General features: G+C 45.3%; 19 protein-coding genes. 11 read left to right on the plus strand and 8 right to left on the minus strand.

Going from position 1 to position 24,461, the window contains the following annotated elements; translation table 11 throughout:
• Window positions 1-198: 198 nt before the first annotated feature.
• The 7 genes from rsmG to rpmH all read right to left on the minus strand — a co-directional run bounded on the left by rsmG (window position 199) and on the right by rpmH (window position 7,115).
• Window positions 199-921, minus strand: coding sequence for a 16S rRNA (guanine(527)-N(7))-methyltransferase RsmG (rsmG, locus tag IFU39_RS30265; protein WP_074092898.1), 723 nt, complete (start codon window positions 919-921; stop codon window positions 199-201).
• Entirely contained in the window at window positions 921-2,810 is a 1,890-nt protein-coding gene (mnmG, locus tag IFU39_RS30270) for a tRNA uridine-5-carboxymethylaminomethyl(34) synthesis enzyme MnmG (RefSeq protein ID WP_091012194.1), read from the minus strand. Before mnmG ends, rsmG begins: the two co-directional genes overlap by 1 nt.
• A 221-nt stretch (window positions 2,811-3,031) precedes the next feature.
• The gene (gene mnmE / locus IFU39_RS30275) at window positions 3,032-4,408 is read right to left on the minus strand and encodes a tRNA uridine-5-carboxymethylaminomethyl(34) synthesis GTPase MnmE (RefSeq protein WP_192136360.1); all 1,377 of its coding nucleotides are present in this window, start codon (window positions 4,406-4,408) and stop codon (window positions 3,032-3,034) included.
• Window positions 4,409-4,619: 211 nt separating this feature from the next.
• Window positions 4,620-5,321, minus strand: coding sequence for an RNA-binding cell elongation regulator Jag/EloR (jag, locus tag IFU39_RS30280; protein WP_036611977.1), 702 nt, complete (start codon window positions 5,319-5,321; stop codon window positions 4,620-4,622).
• Window positions 5,318-6,196: a YidC/Oxa1 family membrane protein insertase gene (locus tag IFU39_RS30285; RefSeq protein ID WP_036671883.1), complete on the minus strand. Its 879-nt coding sequence runs from the start codon at window positions 6,194-6,196 to the stop codon at window positions 5,318-5,320. Before IFU39_RS30285 ends, jag begins: the two co-directional genes overlap by 4 nt.
• A 75-nt stretch (window positions 6,197-6,271) precedes the next feature.
• Window positions 6,272-6,622: a ribonuclease P protein component gene (rnpA, locus tag IFU39_RS30290; RefSeq protein WP_091012193.1), complete on the minus strand. Its 351-nt coding sequence runs from the start codon at window positions 6,620-6,622 to the stop codon at window positions 6,272-6,274.
• Window positions 6,623-6,980: 358 nt separating this feature from the next.
• Window positions 6,981-7,115 carry a 50S ribosomal protein L34 gene (gene rpmH, locus IFU39_RS30295; protein WP_017691413.1) on the minus strand — a complete coding sequence of 45 codons (135 nt, stop codon included), beginning with the start codon at window positions 7,113-7,115 and terminating at the stop codon, window positions 6,981-6,983.
• 578 nt (window positions 7,116-7,693) lie between these two features.
• Here rpmH and IFU39_RS30300 point away from each other — a divergent pair.
• The 9 genes from IFU39_RS30300 (at window position 7,694) to gyrB (ending at window position 18,801) form a co-directional block, all read left to right on the plus strand.
• The gene (locus IFU39_RS30300; RefSeq protein WP_017691412.1) at window positions 7,694-8,368 is read left to right on the plus strand and encodes a GntR family transcriptional regulator; all 675 of its coding nucleotides are present in this window, start codon (window positions 7,694-7,696) and stop codon (window positions 8,366-8,368) included.
• Window positions 8,369-8,526: 158 nt separating this feature from the next.
• Complete coding sequence (locus IFU39_RS30305; protein WP_192136361.1) at window positions 8,527-9,888, plus strand: GntT/GntP/DsdX family permease; 1,362 nt, start codon at window positions 8,527-8,529, stop codon at window positions 9,886-9,888.
• A gap of 66 nt (window positions 9,889-9,954) precedes the next feature.
• Window positions 9,955-11,502, plus strand: coding sequence for a gluconokinase (gntK, locus tag IFU39_RS30310; protein ID WP_192136362.1), 1,548 nt, complete (start codon window positions 9,955-9,957; stop codon window positions 11,500-11,502).
• Between the two features lie 868 nt (window positions 11,503-12,370).
• A complete protein-coding gene (dnaA, locus tag IFU39_RS30315) occupies window positions 12,371-13,717 on the plus strand; it encodes a chromosomal replication initiator protein DnaA (RefSeq protein WP_036611990.1) in 1,347 nt (448 codons plus the stop codon).
• Window positions 13,718-13,937: 220 nt separating this feature from the next.
• Entirely contained in the window at window positions 13,938-15,080 is a 1,143-nt protein-coding gene (gene dnaN, locus IFU39_RS30320; RefSeq protein WP_091012188.1) for a DNA polymerase III subunit beta, read from the plus strand.
• A 16-nt stretch (window positions 15,081-15,096) separates the two neighbouring features.
• Complete coding sequence (yaaA, locus tag IFU39_RS30325; protein ID WP_036611994.1) at window positions 15,097-15,312, plus strand: S4 domain-containing protein YaaA; 216 nt, start codon at window positions 15,097-15,099, stop codon at window positions 15,310-15,312.
• A gap of 57 nt (window positions 15,313-15,369) precedes the next feature.
• Entirely contained in the window at window positions 15,370-16,482 is a 1,113-nt protein-coding gene (gene recF, locus IFU39_RS30330; RefSeq protein WP_017691406.1) for a DNA replication/repair protein RecF, read from the plus strand.
• 14 nt (window positions 16,483-16,496) lie between these two features.
• Window positions 16,497-16,745: an extracellular matrix regulator RemB gene (gene remB, locus IFU39_RS30335; RefSeq protein ID WP_017691405.1), complete on the plus strand. Its 249-nt coding sequence runs from the start codon at window positions 16,497-16,499 to the stop codon at window positions 16,743-16,745.
• Window positions 16,746-16,890: 145 nt separating this feature from the next.
• Window positions 16,891-18,801 (plus strand): DNA topoisomerase (ATP-hydrolyzing) subunit B, encoded by a 1,911-nt coding sequence (gene gyrB / locus IFU39_RS30340; protein WP_047841032.1) that lies wholly within the window; start codon window positions 16,891-16,893, stop codon window positions 18,799-18,801.
• A 92-nt stretch (window positions 18,802-18,893) separates the two neighbouring features.
• On the opposite strand, the gene IFU39_RS30345 is transcribed toward gyrB, so the two are convergent.
• Window positions 18,894-19,841: a YheC/YheD family protein gene (locus IFU39_RS30345; protein WP_192136363.1), complete on the minus strand. Its 948-nt coding sequence runs from the start codon at window positions 19,839-19,841 to the stop codon at window positions 18,894-18,896.
• A gap of 426 nt (window positions 19,842-20,267) precedes the next feature.
• Between IFU39_RS30345 and gyrA the strand changes: the two genes are divergently transcribed.
• Window positions 20,268-22,832 (plus strand): DNA gyrase subunit A, encoded by a 2,565-nt coding sequence (gyrA, locus tag IFU39_RS30350; RefSeq protein WP_091012183.1) that lies wholly within the window; start codon window positions 20,268-20,270, stop codon window positions 22,830-22,832.
• A gap of 222 nt (window positions 22,833-23,054) precedes the next feature.
• Window positions 23,055-24,173 (plus strand): HD-GYP domain-containing protein, encoded by a 1,119-nt coding sequence (locus IFU39_RS30355; protein WP_192136364.1) that lies wholly within the window; start codon window positions 23,055-23,057, stop codon window positions 24,171-24,173.
• The last annotated feature ends 288 nt before the right edge of the window (window positions 24,174-24,461 follow it).

The following is a 24,461-nucleotide window of genomic DNA, read 5'->3' on the forward strand; positions in this document are numbered from 1 at the left end:
TGAAATTGTTCATGAGTTACTGTGCGTGAAATTCATCATTACAATTTCTTTAAGGGATATGTAATACGAAGTATTTGTAATGTTGATCCAGTCCTCCATTTCAGAAAACAAAAAAAGAGAATGTTTCACGTGAAACATCCTCTTTATCTATGTCTATAATTCTATTTCGTTTTGACTCACTTCAAAACCATCAGGCAACTATATCAGCGGAGTCTTCATTGGAGTGCCTGGTTTGCGCGGATACTTATATGGTGTCTTATCAAATTTCTGAATCAGAATGATGTGACGCTCTGATTCTTCAACCGGCAGCTGGAATGGATGAACGGCCTTAACCCGTCCTTTCAGCTGATTGAAGCTGAACTCCGCTTCCTTCATTTCTTCACGCGGATCTCCACCCTTCATGGCAGCGAATATTCCACTTTTACGAACAAAAGGAAGACAGAATTCATTTAGCACAGCCAGCTTGGCTACTGCACGCGCCGTAACGAGATCGTAGCTGTCACGATACCCTTCCTTGCGTGCAATCTCTTCAGCACGTCCATGGACCAATTCCACATCAGTCAGGCCAAGGATATCTACCACATGCTGTAGAAAGCCAATACGTTTATTTAATGAATCAATGATCGTCAGCTTAATATGCGGGAAACAGATTTTCAGTGGCAATCCCGGAAAACCTGCTCCTGATCCAATATCAGCAAGCTTATTCACTTTGGTCATGTCTGTATAAAAGGCCAACGATACCGAATCATAGAAATGTTTTGTATACACTTGCTCCCGATCCGTTATGCCCGTCAGATTCATCTTTTCATTCCAGGATACCAGTTCCTGATAATACAGTTCGAATTGCTCCAACTGGAGTTCGCCCAGCTCTAATCCATGTTTCTTTAAGCGCCGCTGCAGTTGCTGTTGAATATCGTCCATTATTGTCCCCTTGCTGCGGTTACACGGTTATAATGCTCCAGGTAGACCAGCAGAATGGAGATGTCGGCAGGAGTAACTCCAGCAATACGAGAAGCCTGACCAATCGAGATTGGACGAATCATAGTGAGCTTCTGTTTGGCTTCCATAGCAAGACCATGAATCTCATCATATACGATAGTGTCCGGAATTTTCTTTTTCTCCATCTTTTGCAAACGTTCCACGTGGATCAACTGTTTCTCAATATAACCCGCATATTTAATTTGTATTTCCACTTGTTCTTTCATATCTGCTGTCAGTTCTACCTCAGATGGTGAGAGCTGTTCAATCAGTTCATACCCCAGCTCCGGGCGGCGCAGCAAGGTAAGCAACGTACTGCCATCCTGAATAGGTGTAGATCCGTACTCTTCCAGCTTGGCATTCACTTCAACCGGGCGAGCTTTAGCCACTTTCAGACGTGCGACTTCTTGCTCGACTTTCGCCTTTTTATCCAGGAATTTCGCATAACGCTCTTCAGGGATCAGGCCAATGTCATGTCCGATTTCCGTCAAACGCATATCTGCATTATCATGGCGAAGCAACAGACGATACTCAGCGCGTGAAGTCAACAGACGATACGGTTCATTTGTACCCTTTGTCACCAGATCATCAATCAGCACGCCAATATAACCTTGGGAACGATCCAGTATTACCGGCTCTTTCCCCTGTACTTTGAGTGCAGCGTTGATTCCAGCCATAACACCTTGTCCTGCTGCTTCTTCATAACCGGAGGTACCATTAATCTGACCCGCCGTAAACAGACCTGGTAAACGTTTAGTTTCCAGTGAAGGCCACAATTGTGTAGGCACCATCGCATCGTATTCAATCGCATAACCATTACGCATCATTTCCACTTTTTCCATACCTGGAATTGAACGCAGCATAGCCAGTTGAACGTCTTCTGGCATACTCGTAGACAACCCCTGTACGTAATACTCGGATGTGTTCTTGCCTTCCGGCTCAAGGAATATCTGATGTTTCGGCTTGTCACTGAAACGAACAATTTTATCTTCAATGGAAGGGCAATAACGTGGTCCGGTTCCTTCAATAAGCCCCGAGAACATCGGAGCACGATGCAGATTATCATTAATAATCTGATGTGTATCCACAGATGTATACGTCAACCAGCAAGGCAACTGCTCATTATCGGAAGATTCTGTTTCATAGGAAAAGAACTTCGGCTTGTCATCACCAGGCTGAATTTCGGTTTTGCTAAAATCAATCGTATCCTTATGCACGCGTGGTGGTGTACCCGTTTTGAAACGAACCAGATCAAAGCCCAGTTCACGCAGATTCTCTGACAATTTAAGAGAGGGTTGTTGATTATTTGGTCCACTCTCATACATCAACTCGCCCATAATCACTTTGCCGCGCAAATATGTGCCTGTCGTTAGAACGACTGCTTTAGCCCGATACTCTGTTCCGGTCTGAGTCACAACGCCTACACATTTTCCATCTTCAACGATTAGTCGATCAACCATACCCTGACGCATCGTCAGATTACGTTCATTCTCCATCGTTTCCTTCATTTTATGCTGGTAGGAGAATTTATCTGCCTGAGCACGAAGCGCGTGAACAGCAGGCCCTTTGCCCGTGTTAAGCATTCGCATCTGAATAAAGGTTTTATCGATATTCCGTCCCATTTCTCCACCAAGTGCATCAATCTCGCGTACAACATGTCCTTTGGCCGGTCCCCCAATAGATGGGTTACAAGGCATAAAGGCCACCATGTCCAGATTGATCGTAATCATTAGTGTTTTGGACCCCATACGAGCTGCGGCCAGCGCGGATTCTACACCAGCATGTCCTGCACCAACGACGATTACATCATAACTGCCGCCATCAAAAGCCATTCCCGTTTACCTCCTTATTCCGCTGCATTTGATGTAACTCACACAGACGGATCATGTTCTACAATAATGAGACTACTTCTAACCGTTAATCGGAACTTGCATTCCTATCTATATGAAACCAACACGTAATGGCTACAATATCATTCTATCCTTTGACAACAGGCAGAAATTGTACCTTTCTATCATACACCACGATTTAAGTCAATCGGCAGTATATTTTTTTACTTTCCTAGACAGAACTGGGAGAAAATCTGATCAATTAATGCATCATGTGCTGTATCCCCAACAATCTCGCCCAAATGCTCCCACGCCAAACGAACATCAATCTGTATCATATCGATTGGAATGAACTGCTCTGCTGCTTCATAGGCATCCACCAGGGATTGCTTCGCTTTTTTGAGCAAAGCAATATGACGCACATTACTGACATAGGTCAGGTCTGCGGACTCCAGTTTACCACTGAAGAATAGCGTAGAGATGGCATCTTCCAGTCGATCCACACCCAGATCATCTTTCACCGACATCGGTACAAGCCGTTCTTCCGGAATGTAACGAAGCAACACGTCACGTTCCACCTGTGGCGTTAAGTCCATTTTATTCATAATGATTATCGATTGTCTACCGCGGATTTGTTCCAATAATTCAATCTCATCGGGATGAAGTGGCTCCGCAGCATTCACAACCATTAAGATCAGATCGGCTTCACTTACCGCAGAGCGAGAGCGTTCTACCCCGATCTTCTCTACAACGTCCATTGTTTCCCGGATTCCTGCCGTATCCAGCAACTTCAGTGGGATATTATTGATCGTAATGAATTCCTCGATCACATCACGAGTTGTTCCTGGAATGTCCGTGACGATAGCCCGATTATCTTGAGCGAGTGTGTTCATTAATGAGGATTTACCTACGTTAGGTCGTCCAACGATAGCCGTCGTGATACCTTCTCGCAGGATCTTTCCTTGCTCTGCTGTAGTCAGCAATTTATCAATTTCAGTCATAACGTGACTGGACTTTTCTTTAATAAAATCAGACGTTAACGACTCCACATCATGCTCGGGATAATCGATATTCACTTCAATATGAGCCAGTGTTTCCACCAGTGTATATCGTAGATCACGCAATTTGGAGGATAGTTTGCCTTCAACCTGTTTCAATGCAACCGAGAAAGCTCTGTCCGATTTGGAACGAATAAGATCCATGACACCTTCAGCCTGAGACAGGTCAATCCGCCCATTAAGGAAAGCACGCTTTGTGAATTCACCGGGTTCAGCCAGACGAATATCAAGCTGCAACAACAGGTCCATGACCCGTTTTACAGACACTACACCGCCATGCGCACTGATCTCCACGACATCTTCTGTTGTGAACGAGCGTGGTGCTCGCATGACCGTAACCAATACTTCCTCAATCTTTTCCCCATTAACGGGATCTATGATATGACCATAATGAACCGTGTGAGATGCTGCCTGAGTTAAAGGGGTTTTGCTGCGAAAAATCTTTTCCGTCTCCGACACTGCTTCCGGGCCGCTGACCCGGATCACGGCGATACCCGCCTCTCCGACAGCCGTTGATATCGCTGTGATCGTATCACTGATCATGGTTATCTCTCCTTGCTCTATTTTAAAATTGCCATCCCTTTAAGGACGCCATATCCATTTTCAAATCTATTAATGATATATCATATGACATGCTGCTTATCGTATTAAGTTCACTCTTTACTTGTTCTACGCACCTTATCAAATTGCTTCTGTACGAAAAAAGCAATGGCTTCTGCACCGGGCAGGAAGCCATTGCGTCTTCAATTTCGTGTTATTTCGTCGTAATAACCACACGCCGATTAGGCTCCTCGCCCTTACTTAACGTCTTAATCTGCGGGTGATTTTGCAGTTTTGCATGGATGACTTTTCGTTCGAGCGGAGGCATTGGCTCCAGTACAACTTCCTTACCGGTACGGATTGCTTGCCCAGCCAACCGTTCAGCCAGATCCTCCAGTGTCTTCCGCCGACGTTGACGGAAATTCTCCGCGTCGAGCACAATTCGAACGAAGCTTTCCGAATATCGGTTCGCTACAATGTTCGTTAGATACTGAAGCGCATCCAGCGTCTGTCCACGTCTGCCAATAATCATGCCCAGATCTTCGCCGGCAATATTGAAGATATGTCCATCCCGCTGTTTTTTGATATGCACTTCAACATCCAGTCCCATACCTGCTGCGACCTCTTTCAAGAAAGCAGCCGCTTCTTCATAGGGATTTTTAGCTGCAACATCCTCAAGTAATGCATCTACCTCAGATTTGTATGCAGCTGGCTTGATCGGCTGTGGAACAACTTCCGGTACAGGCAACAATTTCACTTCAACTTTGGCCGCCCTCACCCCGAACAAACCCAGGAATCCTTTTGACGGCTGCTCTAACACTTGTATCTCGACCTTGTCCCGACTTACGCCAAGCTCGGTCAATCCTTGGTTTACAGCATCTTCAACGGTTTTTCCTGACGTAATGACTTTGGTCATTTCGATTTTTTGGCCCCTTTCGACCCTTTTCCAGAGACGGTCGCTTTGCCACCGTTTTTGCGTTTAGCTCCATTTTTGGAAGAGCTATTCTGCTTCACGTTGACCTCAGCCACGATTTTATCATTATTCCGGTAAAGGAAATAGTTTTGTACGATCGTGTAGATGTTACTGTAGAACCAGTACAGCGGAAGTGCTGACGGGAACTGATAAGACATCACGAAGATCAAAATCGGGTATACCCACAGCATAAACTGCATCGGACCCACTTGCTGTGCAGGGTTCATACGCATCATCATCCATGTTTGAATGAATGTTGTGATGGCAGCCAGCACTGGCAAAATAAACAGGTGATCGGGTGATCCGAGCTGGAGCCACAAGAAATCATGCGTTCTCAGACTGGAGTTTCCGTAAATTGAGTTATAAAGTGCGATGTAAATCGGCATCTGAATGATAAGCGGCAGACAACCGGCCATCGGATTAACTTTGTTCTCCTGGAACAACTTCATTGTTTCTTGCTGAACTTTCTCAGGTGTATCTTTAAACTTCGCTTGAATCTCCTTCAGCTGCGGCTGAATCGCCTGCATAGCTTTGGAGCTACGGACTTGTTTCATTGTTAATGGTAAAATCAATGTCCGTACAATAAGCACCATCACGAGGACGGCCAGTCCATATTCACCGTTGAACCAGTTGGCGAAAGTATCGAGCGCTAGTGAAAACCAATATACAACATTACTTTGCCAGAATGAGCCACTGTTCTTTAGATCTTCCGTAGTAACCCCGGCTCCTTGTGGAGTACATCCGGCGAGTACGGTGACCATTGCAATGACTGCAATGAGGAGAATCCACTTCCCCTTTGATGTCTTCAATCGCGACACTTCATAACCCCTCTCTTAACCAATCCATTCCATCGTAAAATCATACCATAATTAGGAGGACAAATAAACCGAAGCTTACCGCTTGCCCGACTTCAAAAGAGAGCCCTTACGCAGCGCATGCAGCAGGCTTTTTTCCATTTCCTTATAGGGCATGTCCAGTGCACCTTTTCTGACGATAAAAATCAGATCCATCTGCGTGACGATCTCATGCTCATGATGACGAATAATTTCCTTAATCATGCGTCTCATCCGGTTGCGTACGACAGCGTTTCCGATTTTCTTGCTGCATGATACGCCGACCCGAAATTGTTCCGTATCTTTACGGCGACAACCATACACCACGAATTGATGATTGGCAAACGATTTCCCATACCGGTATACGCGGCTAAAGTCCGCCCGGTTTCGTAGACGCAGTCTTTTATACACGGCGCTTCTCCTTGCTGTTCTCCACCAATGTTATTGACGGAGGCCTCATTACTGATTTAGTATAGGCTTTCTTGAATGACGGTAAACCGTCTTGGCGACAACTTCATTTGGGATGATGGTTGAACGGCCATATGAGCCACACAAGCATTCATCCGGGATGATAGTAGATCGGACATTTAACCGAACCAACATTCATCTCTATATAAGGTAAGTTTTCGAAAATGGAAAACTCACTCAACATACATAGATGTATATTCAGAGCTTTTTCGCAGACCATTCAGACCTGATCTGTACCAGCATCCAGTCTGAAATGATCCAAATTAAGAAAAAAAAGACCACCTCGGTGGTCTTCAATGCATTAAGCACTCAGGTTTTTACGGCCTTTAAGGCGACGTGCGGCCAAAATTTTACGGCCGTTGCTCGTGCTCATTCTTTTCCGGAAACCATGAACTTTTTTACGTTTGCTAACGTTCGGTTTGAATGTAGGTCTCAATGTATTGCACCTCCTCACAAGGAAATACTTATGTGATGAATCACTTTCATCTTCACAGAAAACACCTTTATATATTTAACCATGATCACCTGGAAAAGTCAACTGCATGGCGCAAGGCTTCTCCCTCTTTTATATACACTCTCCATCCCACCCAAAGCAATGACCACAGTCCGTTCACTTCAATACCATTATCAAGCCCCGAAGACAGTCCTGAAAGTTATCCCCAGACCCTGATAAAGATCACCATTTTTCAGCGTTTACAGTTATCCACACCCTCCAATACCTGCTATCTCCTTTATGACATCCTGTTTGAAGTTATTCACATGTGGATAATGATTATAGGCTATAAATATCGTCGAATTCTAATCCGGTTGTATCCGCTTCAATTAAGGTTTACAAGCTTTTGAGAAAGGTGTAGGATAAAAATCACATCTTGTATACAAGTAGTCCTTTGAAAAAAACAATTAGCCGTTAGCTTGTAGCTACAGACTATGGATTGAACTGAATGTCCAGTCCGCAAAATAGTTATGCTATGATCAGTAATGAACTGATTACTTATTAATAGGAGCGTTAGCCATATGTTATTTCCTTCTTCCTGGCTTCAAGGGGCTTCCCGTGGTGAAGCCATTGCCTGCGAATTAAGGCTGCGGATCATCAGCGGTACCCTTCGACCTGGAGAGATTTTGTCGGAAAACCGAATTGCGGCTGATTTTGACAGCAGTCGTTCACCTGTCCGTGAAGCATTACGAACTTTGTCTAATGAAGGACTGATTCGACTTGAACGTATGGGTGTTGTTGTCATCGGACTACGAATCAAGGATGTCGAAGAATTGTATGATGTCCGTTTCCTGATTGAAAGTTTTGTGCAGCAGCGACTTGCTGGTGATGTCCCAGAATCATTAATCACCCAGCTACGTAACGTGATTGACAAAATGCAACTTGCGGGACGGCATCAGGACGCCGTCGAATTTGCCTATCAGGATCTCGTTTTTCACGAGACCATCATTGAAGCTGCTCAGCATTCCCGTATTTCACATCTATGGAAGAGCATTCGATATGTTGTGATGACCGTGATGCTGCTCACAACGCGCAGAGTTTTTGTTCAAGGCGAGCAGAAAGTAAGCGCTGTAATTGAAAAGCATCGTTTGCTCGTTGAAGCACTTGAATCAGGTGACAAGATGCTCATTCAGGCTGGCGTCCGCACGTATTTTCAAGATTCTGGAAAAACCCTGCACGAAAGCTTTGATTCTTAATCGATGCAAGGCGTTTGCAATCATATCCGTCGTGAATGATTGCGGCTTAACTTGTCGACAAGTATACAAAATGCGATTTTGTTTCAAATTCGGGCATGATAAAACTGATAATTTCACTTGTAAGCGTTCTATATCAGAAATAAAGGAGCACACACATCATGAGCACTCTTTTTGGACTATCCCATAACGCAACATTATTGGTTTGGACGTTAATTGCGATCATTTTTCTGATCGTTTTGATTTCCAAGTATAAATGGAATCCCTTTATCACCCTGCTGTTGTCCGCATTAATGCTCGGTTTGCTTACAGGCATGAAACCTGCCGACGTGATCTCTTCCATTACAGGGGGACTTGGCGGCACACTTGGAACCATCGCAATTGTTATTGCTCTCGGTACAATGCTTGGTAAGATGATGGCCGAATCAGGCGGTGCCGAGCGCATTGCAACTACATTGGTTGATCGGTTTGGTGTGAAACGTGTGCACTGGGCCATGATGATTGTTGGATTTATTGTTGGTATTCCTGTTTTCTTCGAAGTCGGCGTGATTTTGATGATCCCCATCATTTTCACCGTTGCACGTAAAACCAACATGTCTTTGCTGCAGATTGGTATTCCCATTTTGGCGGGTCTGTCAACTGTACACGGTTTGGTTCCACCCCACCCAGCACCAATGATAGCGATTGAAGCCTACAGCGCGGATCTGGGTAAAACCATTTTGTACTCCCTGATTGTTGGTATTCCTACAGCGATTATTGCAGGTCCTTTGTTTGGTAAATTCATTGGAAAAAGAATACACACCGAACCGCCAGCTGAACTGGCTGAACAATTCGCAACAAAAACAAATAGCAACATGCCTGGGTTTGGTATTACCCTGTTTACCATATTGCTGCCGGTTATTTTGATGCTGATTGGTTCCATAGCAAGCATCATTGACCCAAACGCCACGAGCGGTTTCACCGTTTTCAGTGAATTTATCGGTCATGAGATCATTGCTCTGCTCATTTCAGTTGTATTTGCCCTCTTTTCACTCGGCTTTGCACGTGGGTTCACCAAACACGATATTTCCCGCTTCACCAGTGAATGTCTGGCGCCTACGGCGACCATCATTCTCATTATTGGCGGAGGCGGTGCTTTCAAACAGGTATTGATTAACAGTGGTGTAGGTAACGCCATTGCTGAAGTGGCCACCCATGCCAACATTAATGTAATCTTCTTCGCTTGGCTTGTCGCTGCACTTATTCGTGTAGCTACCGGTTCAGCAACCGTAGCCATGACCACAGCTGCTGGCATCGTCGCTCCGGTGCTTGCACTCACACCAGGTGCCAATATTGAGCTGGTTGTACTCGCCACAGGTGCAGGGTCACTCATCTTGTCCCATGTGAACGATGCCGGATTCTGGATGATCAAAGAATTCTTTAATATGAGCGTTGCCCAAACATTGAAAACGTGGACCGTTATGGAAACACTATTATCCGTGGTTGGACTGATCTTTATTTTGCTCCTGAGTACAGTCGTATAAAGGGACTCTCTATAGTAGAAAGAAATTAAAATCTCATCGCTTTCTGAAGAAAGAAGGATTAAATATATGAACAACTACATGATTGGGATCGATATTGGTACCACCAGTACCAAATCCGTATTATTTACCGAGCAAGGCTCCGTCATCAGCACCTCAACACAGGAATACCCTTTGTATACCCCTGCACCCGATGTTGCCGAACAGGACCCTGAAGAGATTGTACAAGCGGTCCTCCGCTCTGTCCGTGGAGTCATGGATCAGAGCGGTGTTGCTGCCGAGCAGATCCTGTTTGTATCTTGCAGCTCGGCTATGCATAGTGTCATTGCCATGGGACAGGATAACAAACCCTTAACCCGTTGCATCACCTGGGCGGATAATCGAAGTGCAGCTTGGTCTGCCCAGCTGCAAGAGAATGGATTGGGCCATCGCATCTACCTGCGCACAGGTACACCGATCCATCCCATGTCACCGCTGACCAAATTAATGTGGCTACGCCACGATGAAACTGAACTTTTTGGGCGTACCGCAAAATTTATTTCGATTAAAGAATATCTGTTCTTCCGTCTATTCGGACAATATGTCGTCGACCATTCCATCGCTTCCTGCACAGGCTTGCTCAATCTGGAACAACTGGACTGGGACGCAGATGCCCTTGAGATTGCAGGCATTACACCCGACCATCTCTCGAAGCTCGTGCCTACAACATATATATTAGAAGGAATGAATCACGAATCGGCTGAAAAAATGGCTCTCTCCCCCTCCACGCCTTTTGTTATTGGCGCAAGTGATGGGGTTTTATCCAATCTCGGCGTAAACGCCATTGAACCTGGTGTTGTCGCAGCAACCATCGGAACCAGCGGGGCCATTCGCACTGTCGTGGACCGTCCAGTTACCGATCCCAAAGGTCGAACCTTCTGTTATGCCCTCACAGAGAATCTTTGGGTCATTGGTGGACCTGTGAATAACGGTGGCATGTTGTTTCGTTGGGTACGGGATGAATTCGCCGCATCTGAAGTGGAAACAGCGAAGCGACTTGGCATCAATTCCTATGATGTGCTGACCAAAATTGCCGAACGTGTCCGGCCGGGATCGGAAGGGCTTCTGTTCCATCCGTACCTTTCGGGCGAACGTGCCCCTTTATGGAATCCGGATGCCCGTGGTTCCTTTTTTGGCTTAACACTCCATCACCAGAAAGAGCATATGATCCGTGCTGTCCTGGAAGGGGTTATTTTCAACCTATATACGGTACTGCTCGCCATGGAAGAACAGATTGGACAACCTACCTCCATTCAAGCTACCGGTGGGTTTGCACGCTCTCCTCTCTGGCGCCAGATGATGTCTGATATCTTCAATCAGGAAGTGGTTGTACCCGAGAGCTTTGAAAGTTCCTGTCTGGGTGCCGTCGTGCTTGGTTTGTACGCTACAGGGCGGATTCAATCGCTTCATGCCGTTTCTTCCATGGTCGGTACAACGCATCGGCATACCCCTGTCAAAGAGAATGCTGTACTCTACCAAGAGCTGCTACCCATCTTTATTCGGATCTCTCGCAAACTGGAAGAGGAATACGCAGATATCGCTGAATTCCAGCGTAAGATGTCCCTTCCCCGTCTCTAAATCATCAATCCATACCTTCGTCTCTGTACGAAAAAAGAGGGTATCCCCTAAAACCAAAATCGGTTTTAGGGGATACCCTCTTTTAAGATAAATTCATAAAATGTCGTTCGGATCCATATTATATAGTCATACACTTCTACCTCAATATTTTAGTTTCTGCTTACCTCTTATTCCGGGTAATTCATATTCCACTTGTCTTAAAATCAATTCCTCTTTGTTAATTTTCCATCTATATATCGATGTCTACAGATCGCCATCTCCTCAGAAACCAGATCATATTTCTTGATTAATGATACGTCAATTTGGATTTTTTCTCGCCTTCCAGTCTTACGCTGAATTCATGAATTTTATCATCTGGCCTTCGCATTAAAGTACGAGGGTTAGAGATCACTCTTTTTCCGATCTTGATCATGCCTCATTTTCACTTCACGGTTATCCACAGATAGGTTATTCACAAACGAAGAATACTTTTACACACAATTTGGCATCATTTGACGGATAACCTGTGTATAAAACATTTTTGGTTTTTGGGTCATTCTGTCGAAAATTAAACAGTTTATAAACAATATATTGTGTTGTGACTAAAAATTATACACAAGTTATTGAATTTGTGGATAAAATCACGCGATACGTTGAAATGCGGGGTTTCTTTTGCTATGATTGTATTACTTTTGGATGTGAATATGTGATCTGACCCATAATATTATCAACAGCCTGTGGATAAAGTTGTGAACAATTTTCCGTTGTTCATACTTTTTTTGTTTTCGACCTGCGGGGGTTTGGGGATAAATTCAACAATATATCTCGTATTTCGACACTGCATCATGGCTTAAGCCACACTTGGAACATGTAAAAGGAGTGACAGTCTGTGGACAGCCATACTTCTGATTTATGGCAGCAAATTTTATCAATCATACAAAACAAACTCAGCAAACCCAGCTTTGACACCTGGTTCAAAGCAACCAAAGCCACCAAGCTAAATGACCGTTCAATCGTCATTTCCGCACCAACCACGTTTGCCGTCGAATGGCTGGAGAGCCGTTACACGAAATTGGTTGGCTCGACGGTATACGAGTTGCTTGGCAAGCAAGTCGATGTGAAATTTGTCATCGAAGAGAACAAACCTGCTGAACCGGACCCGCAACTACCGGCGCCAACGCCTACAGTTGTACAGGAAGAAGCCGTACTCAGCATGCTGAATCCGAAATATACGTTCGATACATTTGTCATCGGGCCGGGCAACCGTTTTGCCCATGCCGCATCGCTGGCGGTCGCTGAAGCGCCCGCCAAAGCTTACAATCCTCTCTTTCTGTATGGAGGAGTAGGTCTCGGTAAAACTCACTTGATGCATGCGATCGGACACTATGTTCTGGAGCATGATCCGGGCAGCAAAGTCGTTTATTTGTCGTCTGAGAAATTCACGAACGAATTCATTAACTCAATCCGTGACAACCGCGGGGAGAGCTTCCGTAACAAATACCGGAGCGTCGACATTTTGCTCATTGATGATATTCAGTTCTTGGCGGGAAAAGAATCAACACAAGAGGAATTTTTCCATACGTTTAATGCGCTGCATGAGGAACGGAAGCAGATTATCATCTCCAGCGACAGACCACCAAAGGAAATTCCGACACTGGAAGAACGACTTCGTTCTCGCTTTGAATGGGGGTTAATTACGGATATCCAGCCTCCAGATTTGGAGACAAGGATTGCAATCTTGCGGAAAAAGGCACGTGCGGAAAACCTGGATATTCCGAATGAAGCGATGATGTACATTGCCAACCAGATTGACACCAACATCCGTGAACTGGAAGGCGCCCTGATTCGGGTCGTTGCTTATTCTTCACTGACTAATCAAGATGTAACCACTCATCTGGCAGCTGAAGCACTGAAGGATATTATTCCTTCCAGTCGTCCCAAAATGATCACTATTCATGACATCCAACAAAAGGTCGGCGAGTATTATAGCCTTAAGCTTGAAGATTTCAAAGCACGGAAACGGACCAAGGCAGTTGCTTTTCCAAGACAGATTGCCATGTATCTCTCTCGTGAACTGACAGACTTTTCTCTGCCCAAAATTGGGGAAGCATTCGGAGGACGAGATCACACCACTGTCATACATGCTCACGAAAAAATCTCCCAAGCGATTAAAAACGATCAGGATCTCTATAAAGTTATCAACAACTTAACCGAAAAAATAAAGAATCCAACCTGAACAAGTCCCAAGCCTATGCACAACGTATACACATGTGGATAGGCTTGGGTGTACGGGTTTATACCCACTTATCCACATATTCAGTGCCCCTATTACTATTATTACTAAAAATATCTTAAAGATATCATCTCCAAAATAGCCATTTCGGAGCTTAGCCTTCGGCCTTTGAAAAACACCTTTTAACACCCCAACACCCAAAAAATCAGCTAGGAGTGAAACCATGAAAATCAGCATAATGAAAAACTACTTAAACGATTCCATACAGCAAGTATCCAAAGCGATCTCAAGCCGTACGACGATTCCGATTCTGAGCGGTATCAAATTCGACGTGAATCATCAAGGTGTAACGTTGACAGCAAGTGACACCGATATATCCATTCAATCCTTCATTCCGCTTGAAGATGGAGATAAAAGCGTAGTTCAGGTAGAACAACCCGGCAGTGTCGTTTTGCCAGCCAAGTTTTTCGTGGAGATCATCAAGAAGCTGCCATCACAGGAAGTGCACATGGAAGTCAAAGAGAACTTCAACACCTTTATCTCCGCAGGTGCTACCGAAATTCAACTGGTAGGTCTTGATCCGGAAGAATTCCCTGTACTGCCAAGCATCGAAGAAAACCAAACGGTCTCCATTCCAGGAGATTTGTTGAAAAATATGATCAAACAAACGGTCTTCTCCATTTCCACACATGAGACTACTCCAATCCTGACAGGTGTACTCTGGAGTTTGGGTGACAACGAATTGAAATTTGTGGCAACAGACCGTCACCGTCTTGCTACTCGATCAGCAATGCTGGATAATGCAGAAGGTATCCGCTTCAACAACGTGGTTATTTCCGGTAAAACGCTGAACGAGCTCAGCAAAATTGTTCCGGATCAAAATACCCTTGTGGATATCGTTGTTGCAGATAACCAGGTCCTGTTCAAAATCGACCGTGTATTGTTCTACTCCCGTATTTTGGACGGAACATATCCGGATACTTCTAGAATTATTCCAACGTCATACAAAACAGAACTTGTTTTAGATACAAAAAAATTAAGTGAATCCATTGACCGGGCTTATTTGCTGTCGCGTGAAGAGAAAACAAACATCGTGCGTATGCAAACGATGGATTCTGGATCCGTTGAAATTTCTTCAAGCTCTTCCGAGCTAGGTAAAGTAAGAGAAGAAATCGAACCTGCCGAGTTTACAGGAGATCCGTTAAAAATCTCGTTCAACTCCAAATACATGCTGGATGTACTGAAAGTTGTTGAAAGTGAGCAGCTGATGATCGCTTTTACAGGAGTCATGAGTCCAATTATCTTGAAACCGCTGGATGACAGTCACAGCCTTTACGTGATATTGCCATATCGAACGACCAACTAACGAAAGGAAGATCACAGTGAACCAAGTTACGATTCGTACGGAATATATTAAGCTTGATCAATTTTTGAAACTGGCTGATTGCATCCCAACTGGAGGTATGGCCAAAGCTCTGCTTCAGGAAGGACTTGTACGTGTGAATAAAGAGCCTGAGGAACGCCGGGGACGTAAGTTATACCCTGGGGATATCGTTGAAGTGGACGGAGAAGGCACATTCGAAGTTGCTGCAGAATAAGAAGACCAGTTCGATCCTGCTGCCTCCTGACGGACGGGATAAAAGGGAGGTTACCGCGTGTTTGTGAACAGCATTGATCTGCAGAATTTCCGCAATTATGAACATCTGAGACTGGATTCTTTTGGTCCCGTAAACTTGTTGATCGGGCAAAATGCCCAAGGAAAGACCAATCTTGCAGAGGCGATTTTTGTACTTGCACTCACCAAGAGCCACCGTACATCTCGTGACAAGGAGCTGATCCGTTTCGGTGAGGAACGTGCCAGACTTGCAGCAGAAGTTGACAAAAAGTACGGATCGGTCAAGCTTGAACTATCTTTGTCGCAACAAGGCAAAAAAGCAAAGATTAACGGCCTGGAGCAGCGCAAGTTAAGTGATTTTGTCGGAGCGCTCAATGTTGTGATGTTTGCACCGGAGGATCTGGAGATTGTAAAAGGCACACCGGGGGTCCGCCGCCGGTTTCTTGACATGGAGATTGGACAGGTTGCACCTGGTTACCTGTACCACCTGCAGCAATATCAAAAAGTGCTCGTTCAACGAAATAATTTGCTTAAGCAGCTATGGGGAAAAGGGGCATCGGCCCAGACCATGCTTGAGGTCTGGAACGAACAACTGGTCGAGCATGGTGTTAAAATCGTCAAAAAAAGGAAACAATTCATAAAGAAACTGCAAAAGTGGGCAGAAACGATTCATCAGGGGATTACCGGAGGCGGAGAAGTCTTGCGGCTGGCCTACCTTCCTTCCTTCAGCGAAGCCGCTGAGGAAGATGAAGCTGTCTTAATGGACCAATTTATGATAAAATTATCACAAATGAAAGAGCAGGAGATTCGCCGAGGCACAACCCTTAGTGGGCCGCATCGGGATGACCTGTCCTTTTTCATTAACGATCGGGAAGTACAAACATATGGCTCGCAGGGGCAGCAGCGCACAACGGCGTTGTCCCTTAAACTTGCGGAAATCGAACTTATTCACGAAGAAATCGGAGAATATCCGGTCCTGCTACTGGATGATGTTCTGTCAGAGCTGGACCCTTTTCGCCAGACGCAGCTGATCGAAACGTTCCAGAGCAAGGTGCAAACCTTTATTACAGCTACGGGCATCGAGAGCCTGAACGTTGACAAGCTCAAAGATGCCAGTATTTATCACGTTCATGCCGGACAGGTTGAACGCTAAGGAGTGAAGGGCTTATGTACATTCATCTGGGCGGTGAGAAGATCATCCGTTCTTCCGAATTGGTCGCTATTTTTGATATATCGATTGAAAAATCCTCAAAGATCTCCAAGCAGTATGTCACGCATGCCGAGCAGGAAAAAACAGTGGAACACATCGGCGAAGAGGAAGCCAAGTCCATTGTGGTGACCAAAAACATTGTGTACTACTCGCCTATTTCCTCAGCCACGCTGAAAAAGCGGGCTCACATTTTTCCGGATCTCTAGCGTTGTGTGGCATAAAAGATGTCACTTTTGCTGCTTGTCTTTAAATTTGAATAGCTGCTGAAATGAAGGACGTTGCCTATTTCAGCAAACAATTATTAGTTAACGCATATTTACGATATTGAATCTATAGAAGTAGGTGAAAGGCATGTCTATGAATCAACCGTCATATGATGCGAATGAAATTCAGGTCCTTGAAGGATTGGAAGCCGTACGGAAGCGTCCGGGCATGTATATCGGTTCCACCAGTTCCAAGGGCCTGCATCATCTGGTCTGGGAAGTAGTGGACAACAGTATTGACGAAGCGCTTGCAGGTTACTGCGACCACATTGAGGTCAGTATCCATGAAGACAATAGCGTGACTGTAGTCGATAACGGACGGGGTATTCCTGTCGGCGAACATACCAAAATGAAACGTCCTGCACTTGAGGTAGTTATGACTGTCCTCCATGCAGGGGGAAAATTTGGCGGCGGCGGATATAAAGTATCCGGTGGTTTGCATGGTGTTGGTGTGTCCGTTGTGAATGCACTCTCTGAAAAAGTGGTTGTAACGGTTAAACGTGAGGGACATATCTATCAACAGGAATATCGCCGTGGAGCTCCACAGTACGACCTGAAAGTGATCGGTACAACCGACGAAACAGGAACAACAGTTAGATTCCATCCGGACCCTGAAATTTTCACGGAAACAAGAGTTTATGAATATGACATCTTGCTGGCCCGTATTCGTGAGCTGGCGTTCCTGAACAAGGGTATTGGTCTTACACTGACGGATGAGCGTACAGGTGCAACCAACTCATTCCTGTATGAAGGCGGCATTATCGAATACGTCTCCTTCCTCAACCAGAAGCGCGAAGTACTGCATGAGAATCCAATTTACGTTGAAGGTTCCAGAGATAACATCCAGGTGGAAGTTGCCCTGCAATACAATGACAACTACACCGAGAATATCTATTCCTTCGCGAACAATATCAACACGCATGAGGGCGGAACGCATGAATCAGGTTTCAAGAGTGCCCTTACGCGGATTATCAATGACTACGCCCGTAAGGCGGGAGTTATCAAGGACAGCACGGGGAACCTTTCCGGGGATGACGTGCGTGAAGGTTTGACAGCTATTATTTCGGTCAAGATTCCGGAGCCGCAATTTGAAGGACAGACAAAAACCAAGCTGGGCAATAGCGAAGTGCGTGGAATTGTCGAATCCTTGTTTGCCGAGAAACTTCAGGAGTTCCTGGAGGAGAATCCTTCCGTATCCCGTCGCATTTTGGAAAAAGGTCTGCAAGCAGCACGTGCGCGTGAAGCTGCCCGTAAAGCTCGGGAACTGACACGTCGTAAAGGTGCACTCGAAGTAAGCTCACTTCCAGGTAAACTGGCAGACTGTTCATCCAAGGATGCTTCAATCAGCGAATTGTACATCGTCGAAGGTGACTCTGCAGGCGGATCAGCAAAGCAAGGCCGGGATCGTCATTTCCAAGCCATTTTGCCACTGCGTGGTAAGATTTTGAACGTGGAAAAAGCTCGTCTCGACCGGATCTTGGGTAATGCGGAGATTAGAGCAATTATTACGGCTATGGGTACGGGTATTGGTGATGACTTCGATATTGCCAAAGCACGCTATCACAAAATCATTTTGATGACCGATGCCGACGTTGATGGTGCTCATATCCGAACACTATTGCTGACGTTCCTGTATCGGTACATGCGTAAAATCATTGAGGCAGGTTATGTATATATTGCACAACCGCCATTGTTCAAGATTGAGCGTAACAAAGTGATTCGTTATGCCGGTTCCGAGAGAGAGCGCGATGAAATTATTGCAACGCTCGGCGAAAATGCGAAATTCAACGTTCAGCGTTACAAAGGTCTTGGCGAGATGAATGCCGGACAATTGTGGGAAACGACGATGGATCCGGAGAGTCGGACCATGATGCAAGTATCGATTAATGATGCCATACTTGCTGATACCATGTTTGACACCCTGATGGGGGATAACGTTGAACCGCGTCGTGACTTTATCCAGGAAAATGCAAAATACGTGAAAAACCTCGACATTTAACATATTCGAAGAGGCGCCTGAGAGGGCGCCTTTTTTATATTAGGGAAGGTAAGAACAGGGAAGGCGTAAACTTAGATCTCCCTATCCCATTGTTATCTGCGTACACGTTTTTTGGCAGATGAAGCCTTTGCTTTAGGGGATGGCCGGGAGCTCTTACCCTTTTTGGAGGGCAAACGACCGTACGCAATCGCATAACGTTTGATCTTCCGGTACGCCTCCTTGTCCGGTAATAAGCCAAAGGCGTAAATGCCTGGCAGTGTGTTGACTTCAAGAATCCAGGGACGCCCTGCTTCGTCTAGCGCAATATCAATACCAATCTCTTTGAGTCTTGGAAATGATGTTTGCAATTGCACAGCGGTATGAATACCTAAGCGGTACAGCTCAGTGCGAAGTTTCTTGAAGCCATCCTGGTGAAGATGGGGGAGTACGAGTTCTTCAAACGTGGCCAATCGCCCACCGCCATGAATGTTGGTGATGATTTTACCCGGGGCAGCAATACGTCCCAGAACACCTGTTGTTTCCCAGTTGTGCTGCAGATTTTTCTGAGTTAACACACGCAAGTCAAAAGGCAAATCTTCATGCTTCATCAGCGAGATTCCCTGTTGAATGATATACTCACGCTCCTGAATGCGATCATTCAGAACTCGTTCGAGTTCATCCAGGGAATGAAATGATCTCTCCTCTGTACCGTATTGGAGTTGATATGTTGTTGTGAGCTCGGTAGCTCTGGAGGTAATACCACTTGCTTCGAGTTCATCAGTTGGGTTCCGATCAATGGGTTCTTCCGGAACCTCTGCTTCTGTGGTGGGATCTTCGGAATTAACGACAGGTACGTATAAACGGGTTGTTTTCACCCGCATGACTCCATTACCGTAAGTACCACGGTCTGGTTTGATATAGTTGGACTCAAATAATTCAGTCATTCGTTCCAGAGTTTGACGACTATATTTTCGGGTGACTGGGATATATTCATTCACCATGCGACTGCGTTGTAACACAGTTGTTTTGGCCCATTTGCTGGAGACACGTTGGATACCCAAGATGCATCAGTCCTTTCATGTTTTGCTCAGTTCTTAAGAGGGAAAGACACGGAGAAATCAAAGGACAAGAGACGATTTCAGTGGTATAATAGAGAAATATGGCGTTTTGTGCGATGAGCTGCACAATTTGCAGTTTGATCGTAGGACGGGAATGGCTTTAGCCCCGGTAGGCACAGTACATATGCCGTTTTTCTAGCATTGTATGTGCAATTGGGGAGGAAGGCAGGGCGTATCCCCAGACACGCAGAAGTTCCCGGAAGAAAGGCTATTGCCCAGCGGACGTTTAATTATGTAACTTTTGTGAAAGTAATATAATAAAGAGTAGCGTTCTTGCGCGGTTTTAGCCTTGTTAGGCTTTTCACATATAATCAATTTTCTTGCATGACGGAATGGAACGTTTGTTGAAGGACAAGAAGGAGGTCCAGCATGGCGGAAGAAATGAACTCTCAGATTACAGATCGGGATATAGGCGTTGAGATGCGTGAATCGTTTATGGATTATGCGATGAGCATCATTGTTAGCCGTGCCTTACCTGACGTACGTGATGGATTGAAGCCGGTTCACCGGCGTATTCTGTACGCAATGTCAGAGCTCGGCATGACACCCGATAAACCACATAAAAAATCAGCCAGAATCGTCGGCGAAGTTATCGGTAAGTATCACCCACACGGTGACTCTGCTGTTTACGAGACGATGGTACGGATGGCACAGGATTTCTCCCTGCGTTATATGCATGTAGATGGACATGGTAACTTTGGATCGGTCGATGGTGATATGGCAGCAGCCATGCGTTATACCGAAGCACGTTTGTCCAAGATTGCTATGGAAATGCTCAGAGATATCAACAAGGATACGATTGATTTCCAACCGAACTATGACGGTGAAGAACATGAGCCAATCGTTCTGCCTGCTCGTTTTCCTAACTTGCTTGTCAATGGGGTCGGCGGGATCGCGGTAGGTATGGCTACCAATATTCCTCCTCATAACCTGGGTGAGGTCATTGATGGTGTACAGGCCATGATTCAAAATCCGGACATTACATCCATGGAACTCATGGATTACATTCAAGGACCAGACTTCCCTACGTCCGGCTACATTTTGGGCCGTTCAGGCATTCGCCAGGCGTATCAGACCGGACGTGGTTCAGTAACGATGCGGGCTAAAACCAACATCGAAGAGAATAACAACAAGGCACGAATTATCGTTACAGAGTTGCCTTATCAGGTAAACAAGGCGAGACTTGTTGAGAAAATCGCCGAGTTGGTACGTGATAAAAAGATTGATGGTATTACTGACCTTCGTGATGAGTCTGACCGTAATGGTATGCGGGTTGTAATTGAGCTTCGCAGAGACGTGAATCCGGGGGTTGTCCTGAACAACCTGTACAAACATACATCGATGCAATCCACTTTCGGGATTAACATGCTTGCGATTGTTAATAAAGAACCTAAAATCCTGAACTTGCGCGAAGTGTTGTATCACTACCTGCAGCATCAGATTGAGGTTATTCGCAGACGTACGCAGTTTGAACTGAAAAAGGCTGAAGCTCGTGCACACATTCTAGAAGGTTTACGTATTGCGCTGGATCATATCGACGAGATTATTACGTTGATTCGTTCATCAAGTAATGCGGATGCAGCAAGAGAAGGTTTGATTGAGCGCTTCTCACTCAGTCATGATCAGGCCCAAGCTATTCTCGATATGCGTTTGCAACGCCTCACAGGTCTGGAACGTGAACGTATTGAAAATGAATATAACGAACTGATGGTCAAAATCAGAGAGTATCGCGAAATTCTGGCCAATGAGCATCTGGTGCTTGAGATTATCAGTACGGAGCTACAAGAGATCCGCGACCGCTTCAGCGATGATCGCCGTACGGAGATCACTGTAGGTGAAGAGAGTATTCTGGATGAGGACCTGATTCCACGTGAAGAGGTTATCATTACGATTACTCATACAGGCTACGTGAAACGTCTGCCGGTATCCACATACCGCAGCCAGAAACGTGGTGGACGTGGGGTCGTTGGTATGGATACGAAAGATACCGACTTTGTCGAGCATCTGTTTGTGACCAACTCGCACAATTACCTCATGTTCTTCACTGACAAAGGTAAAGTGTATCGTCTCAAAGCGTACGAGATTCCAGAGCTTGGACGTACCGCACGGGGAACGCCGATTATCAACCTGATCCAGATCGAGCAGGGCGAATCGGTCAATGCCGTAATTCCGGTCCAGGAATTCGAAAGTGACAGATACTTGTTCTTTGCTACCCGCCAAGGGGTTGTGAAGAAGACGCCACTTGAGGATTACACCAATATTCGCAAAGGCGGCTTGATCGGTATTTCCTTACGTGATGATGACGTTCTGATCGATGTTAAGCTGACCGATGGATTGCAAGAGATCATCATGGGTACAGCTCACGGAATGTCTATTCGATTCTCGGAAGGTAACGTACGTTCCATGGGGCGTAGCGCAACCGGGGTCAAAGGGATTACCTTGGATGAACAGGACTCTGTTATCGGTATGGATGTAGTTGATAAAGAGCTTGATGTTCTGATCGTTACAGCCAAAGGTTACGGTAAACGTACACCTGTCAGTGATTATCGGATGCAGACTCGTGGCGGTAAAGGAATCAAGACTATTAATGTCACAGAGAAGAACGGCTCAGTAGTCAGCCTCAAAATGGTTAAAACCGAAGAGGATCTGATGATTATCACGTCCAGCGGTACGTTGATCCGGATGAGCATGGAAGGCATATCCACTATGGGTCGATACACGCAGGGTGTGAAGCTGATTCATATTCGTGACGAGGATTCAGTAGCTACAGTTAGCCGAATTGACAAAAATGAAGAGGAACCAGACGATGAGTCGCTTGAAGGCTTGGAAGGTGAGGAGTCCCAAGCTCCGGTAGTAAGCTTGGAAGAAGGCACCGTTTCTGACGCTGAGGTTAATGAAGTTGAGGGCGACGACGATTCCGGTTCGGAAGCATAAAATAGAATTTTATAAAGATTGATCTCTTTGAGATTGGAAGAAGATTGCGAGGGCTCCCACGGGGAGCCCTTTTGTTTGTATAAAGGAATCTCTTCTTTTATTCTTCCGAATCTGGGATGTACAGCCTGATTCCTGAGTAATATAATGGGAAATATCATGAAAAACCGGGACTATGGTCTTGTTTGTATTAACATAGAAGAACGATGAGTGAGGGGAATACACATGGGATTAATCACCCTGTCAGAAGTCAAACCAGGACTCAAACTTGGGAGTGATGTGCAAACACTTCGCGGCAACGTTCTGCTTCAGAAGGGAAAAGTCATTTTACCCAAGGATATGGAAGTGCTCAAAGCCTTTATGATTCAACAGGTAGATATTGAACAAGAAAGAACGGTGTCGAGTAGTACAGGAACCAAAGGTGCATCTGTGTCCGCAGGAAGTTCTGCCAATGACAACAATGGTGAACGGGCAGGGAAGACAGGAAACGTCACCACAGCTCCTGTAGTAACGTCTTTGCAGGATGAGTATGAGAAGATGGTCGGACTAACCAAAAATGCTTTCCTGTCCTCTCTGGCGGCTGAATTACCGGTCTATGAGTTACGTACACAGTTGGAGGCAGTGTTTGCACATCTCAAACAATATAATGTGCTTACCTTCAGTCCACGAGTAATGCAAGAACATGATTATGTATATCACCATGCCGTACTGAGTGCGATCACATCCTATCAACTGGCTCAATGGATCGATCTCCCCTCCAAGGATTGGATGCAAGTGGCTTTTGCAGGCTTGTTCCATGATATTGGTAACAACAAGGTAGATCCGCAGATACTCCATAAACCATCCACGTTGACGGCTACAGAGCAGGAAGAGATTCGTCAGCATACGAAGTATGGCTATCAGATCCTTAAACAGGCAAAGGCCATTAATGAGGGAGCCAGACTTGCAGCTTTGCAGCATCATGAAAAAGTGGATGGATCAGGCTACCCGTTGCAGCTTAGTGGGACGCAGATTCATATTTATGCCAAGATTGTAGCTATCGCTGATATTTTCCACGCCATGACGCTGGAGAAGATCTACCGCAAGGCACAATCACCATACCTAGTCCTAGAACAGATCCAAAGTGAGGCATTTGGGAAACTGGACCCTGCAATCGTAAGTGTATTTGTTCAACGGTCGACCCAGATCCATAATGGCATCCGAGTGAAACTCAGCAATAACCAAATTGGAGAGATCGTATTCTCTGATCGAGATCATCCTACACGGCCTATGGTGTCAGTAGAAGGAAACATCGTTAATCTTATGCAGCAACGGCAGCTTCACATCCAAGAGGTTATCGGATAACAATAGATATTAAAGGAACTTGATGAGAGGGTCTTTCTTTTATAGAGAGGCCTTTTACGTGAGATAAATGTGGAAATGTAGAAAAAAACAGAAAGATTATAGAAAGATATATAATTACTCAAAAAAAGACTTGCATTCAATAACTGTACATGGTATATTCTAATTCCGGCCAAGAAAACACGGTTTACACGGTGCGGCAAGCGAATGAAATAAGCTTCGAAAGAAACTTAAAAAAGAGCTTGCAAAGTTGGTTCGGATGTGATAAGATATAAAAGTTGCTGAAGAGAA

This window comes from Paenibacillus sp. CFBP 13594 (assembly GCF_014842675.1).
Classification (GTDB): domain Bacteria; phylum Bacillota; class Bacilli; order Paenibacillales; family Paenibacillaceae; genus Paenibacillus; species Paenibacillus amylolyticus_B.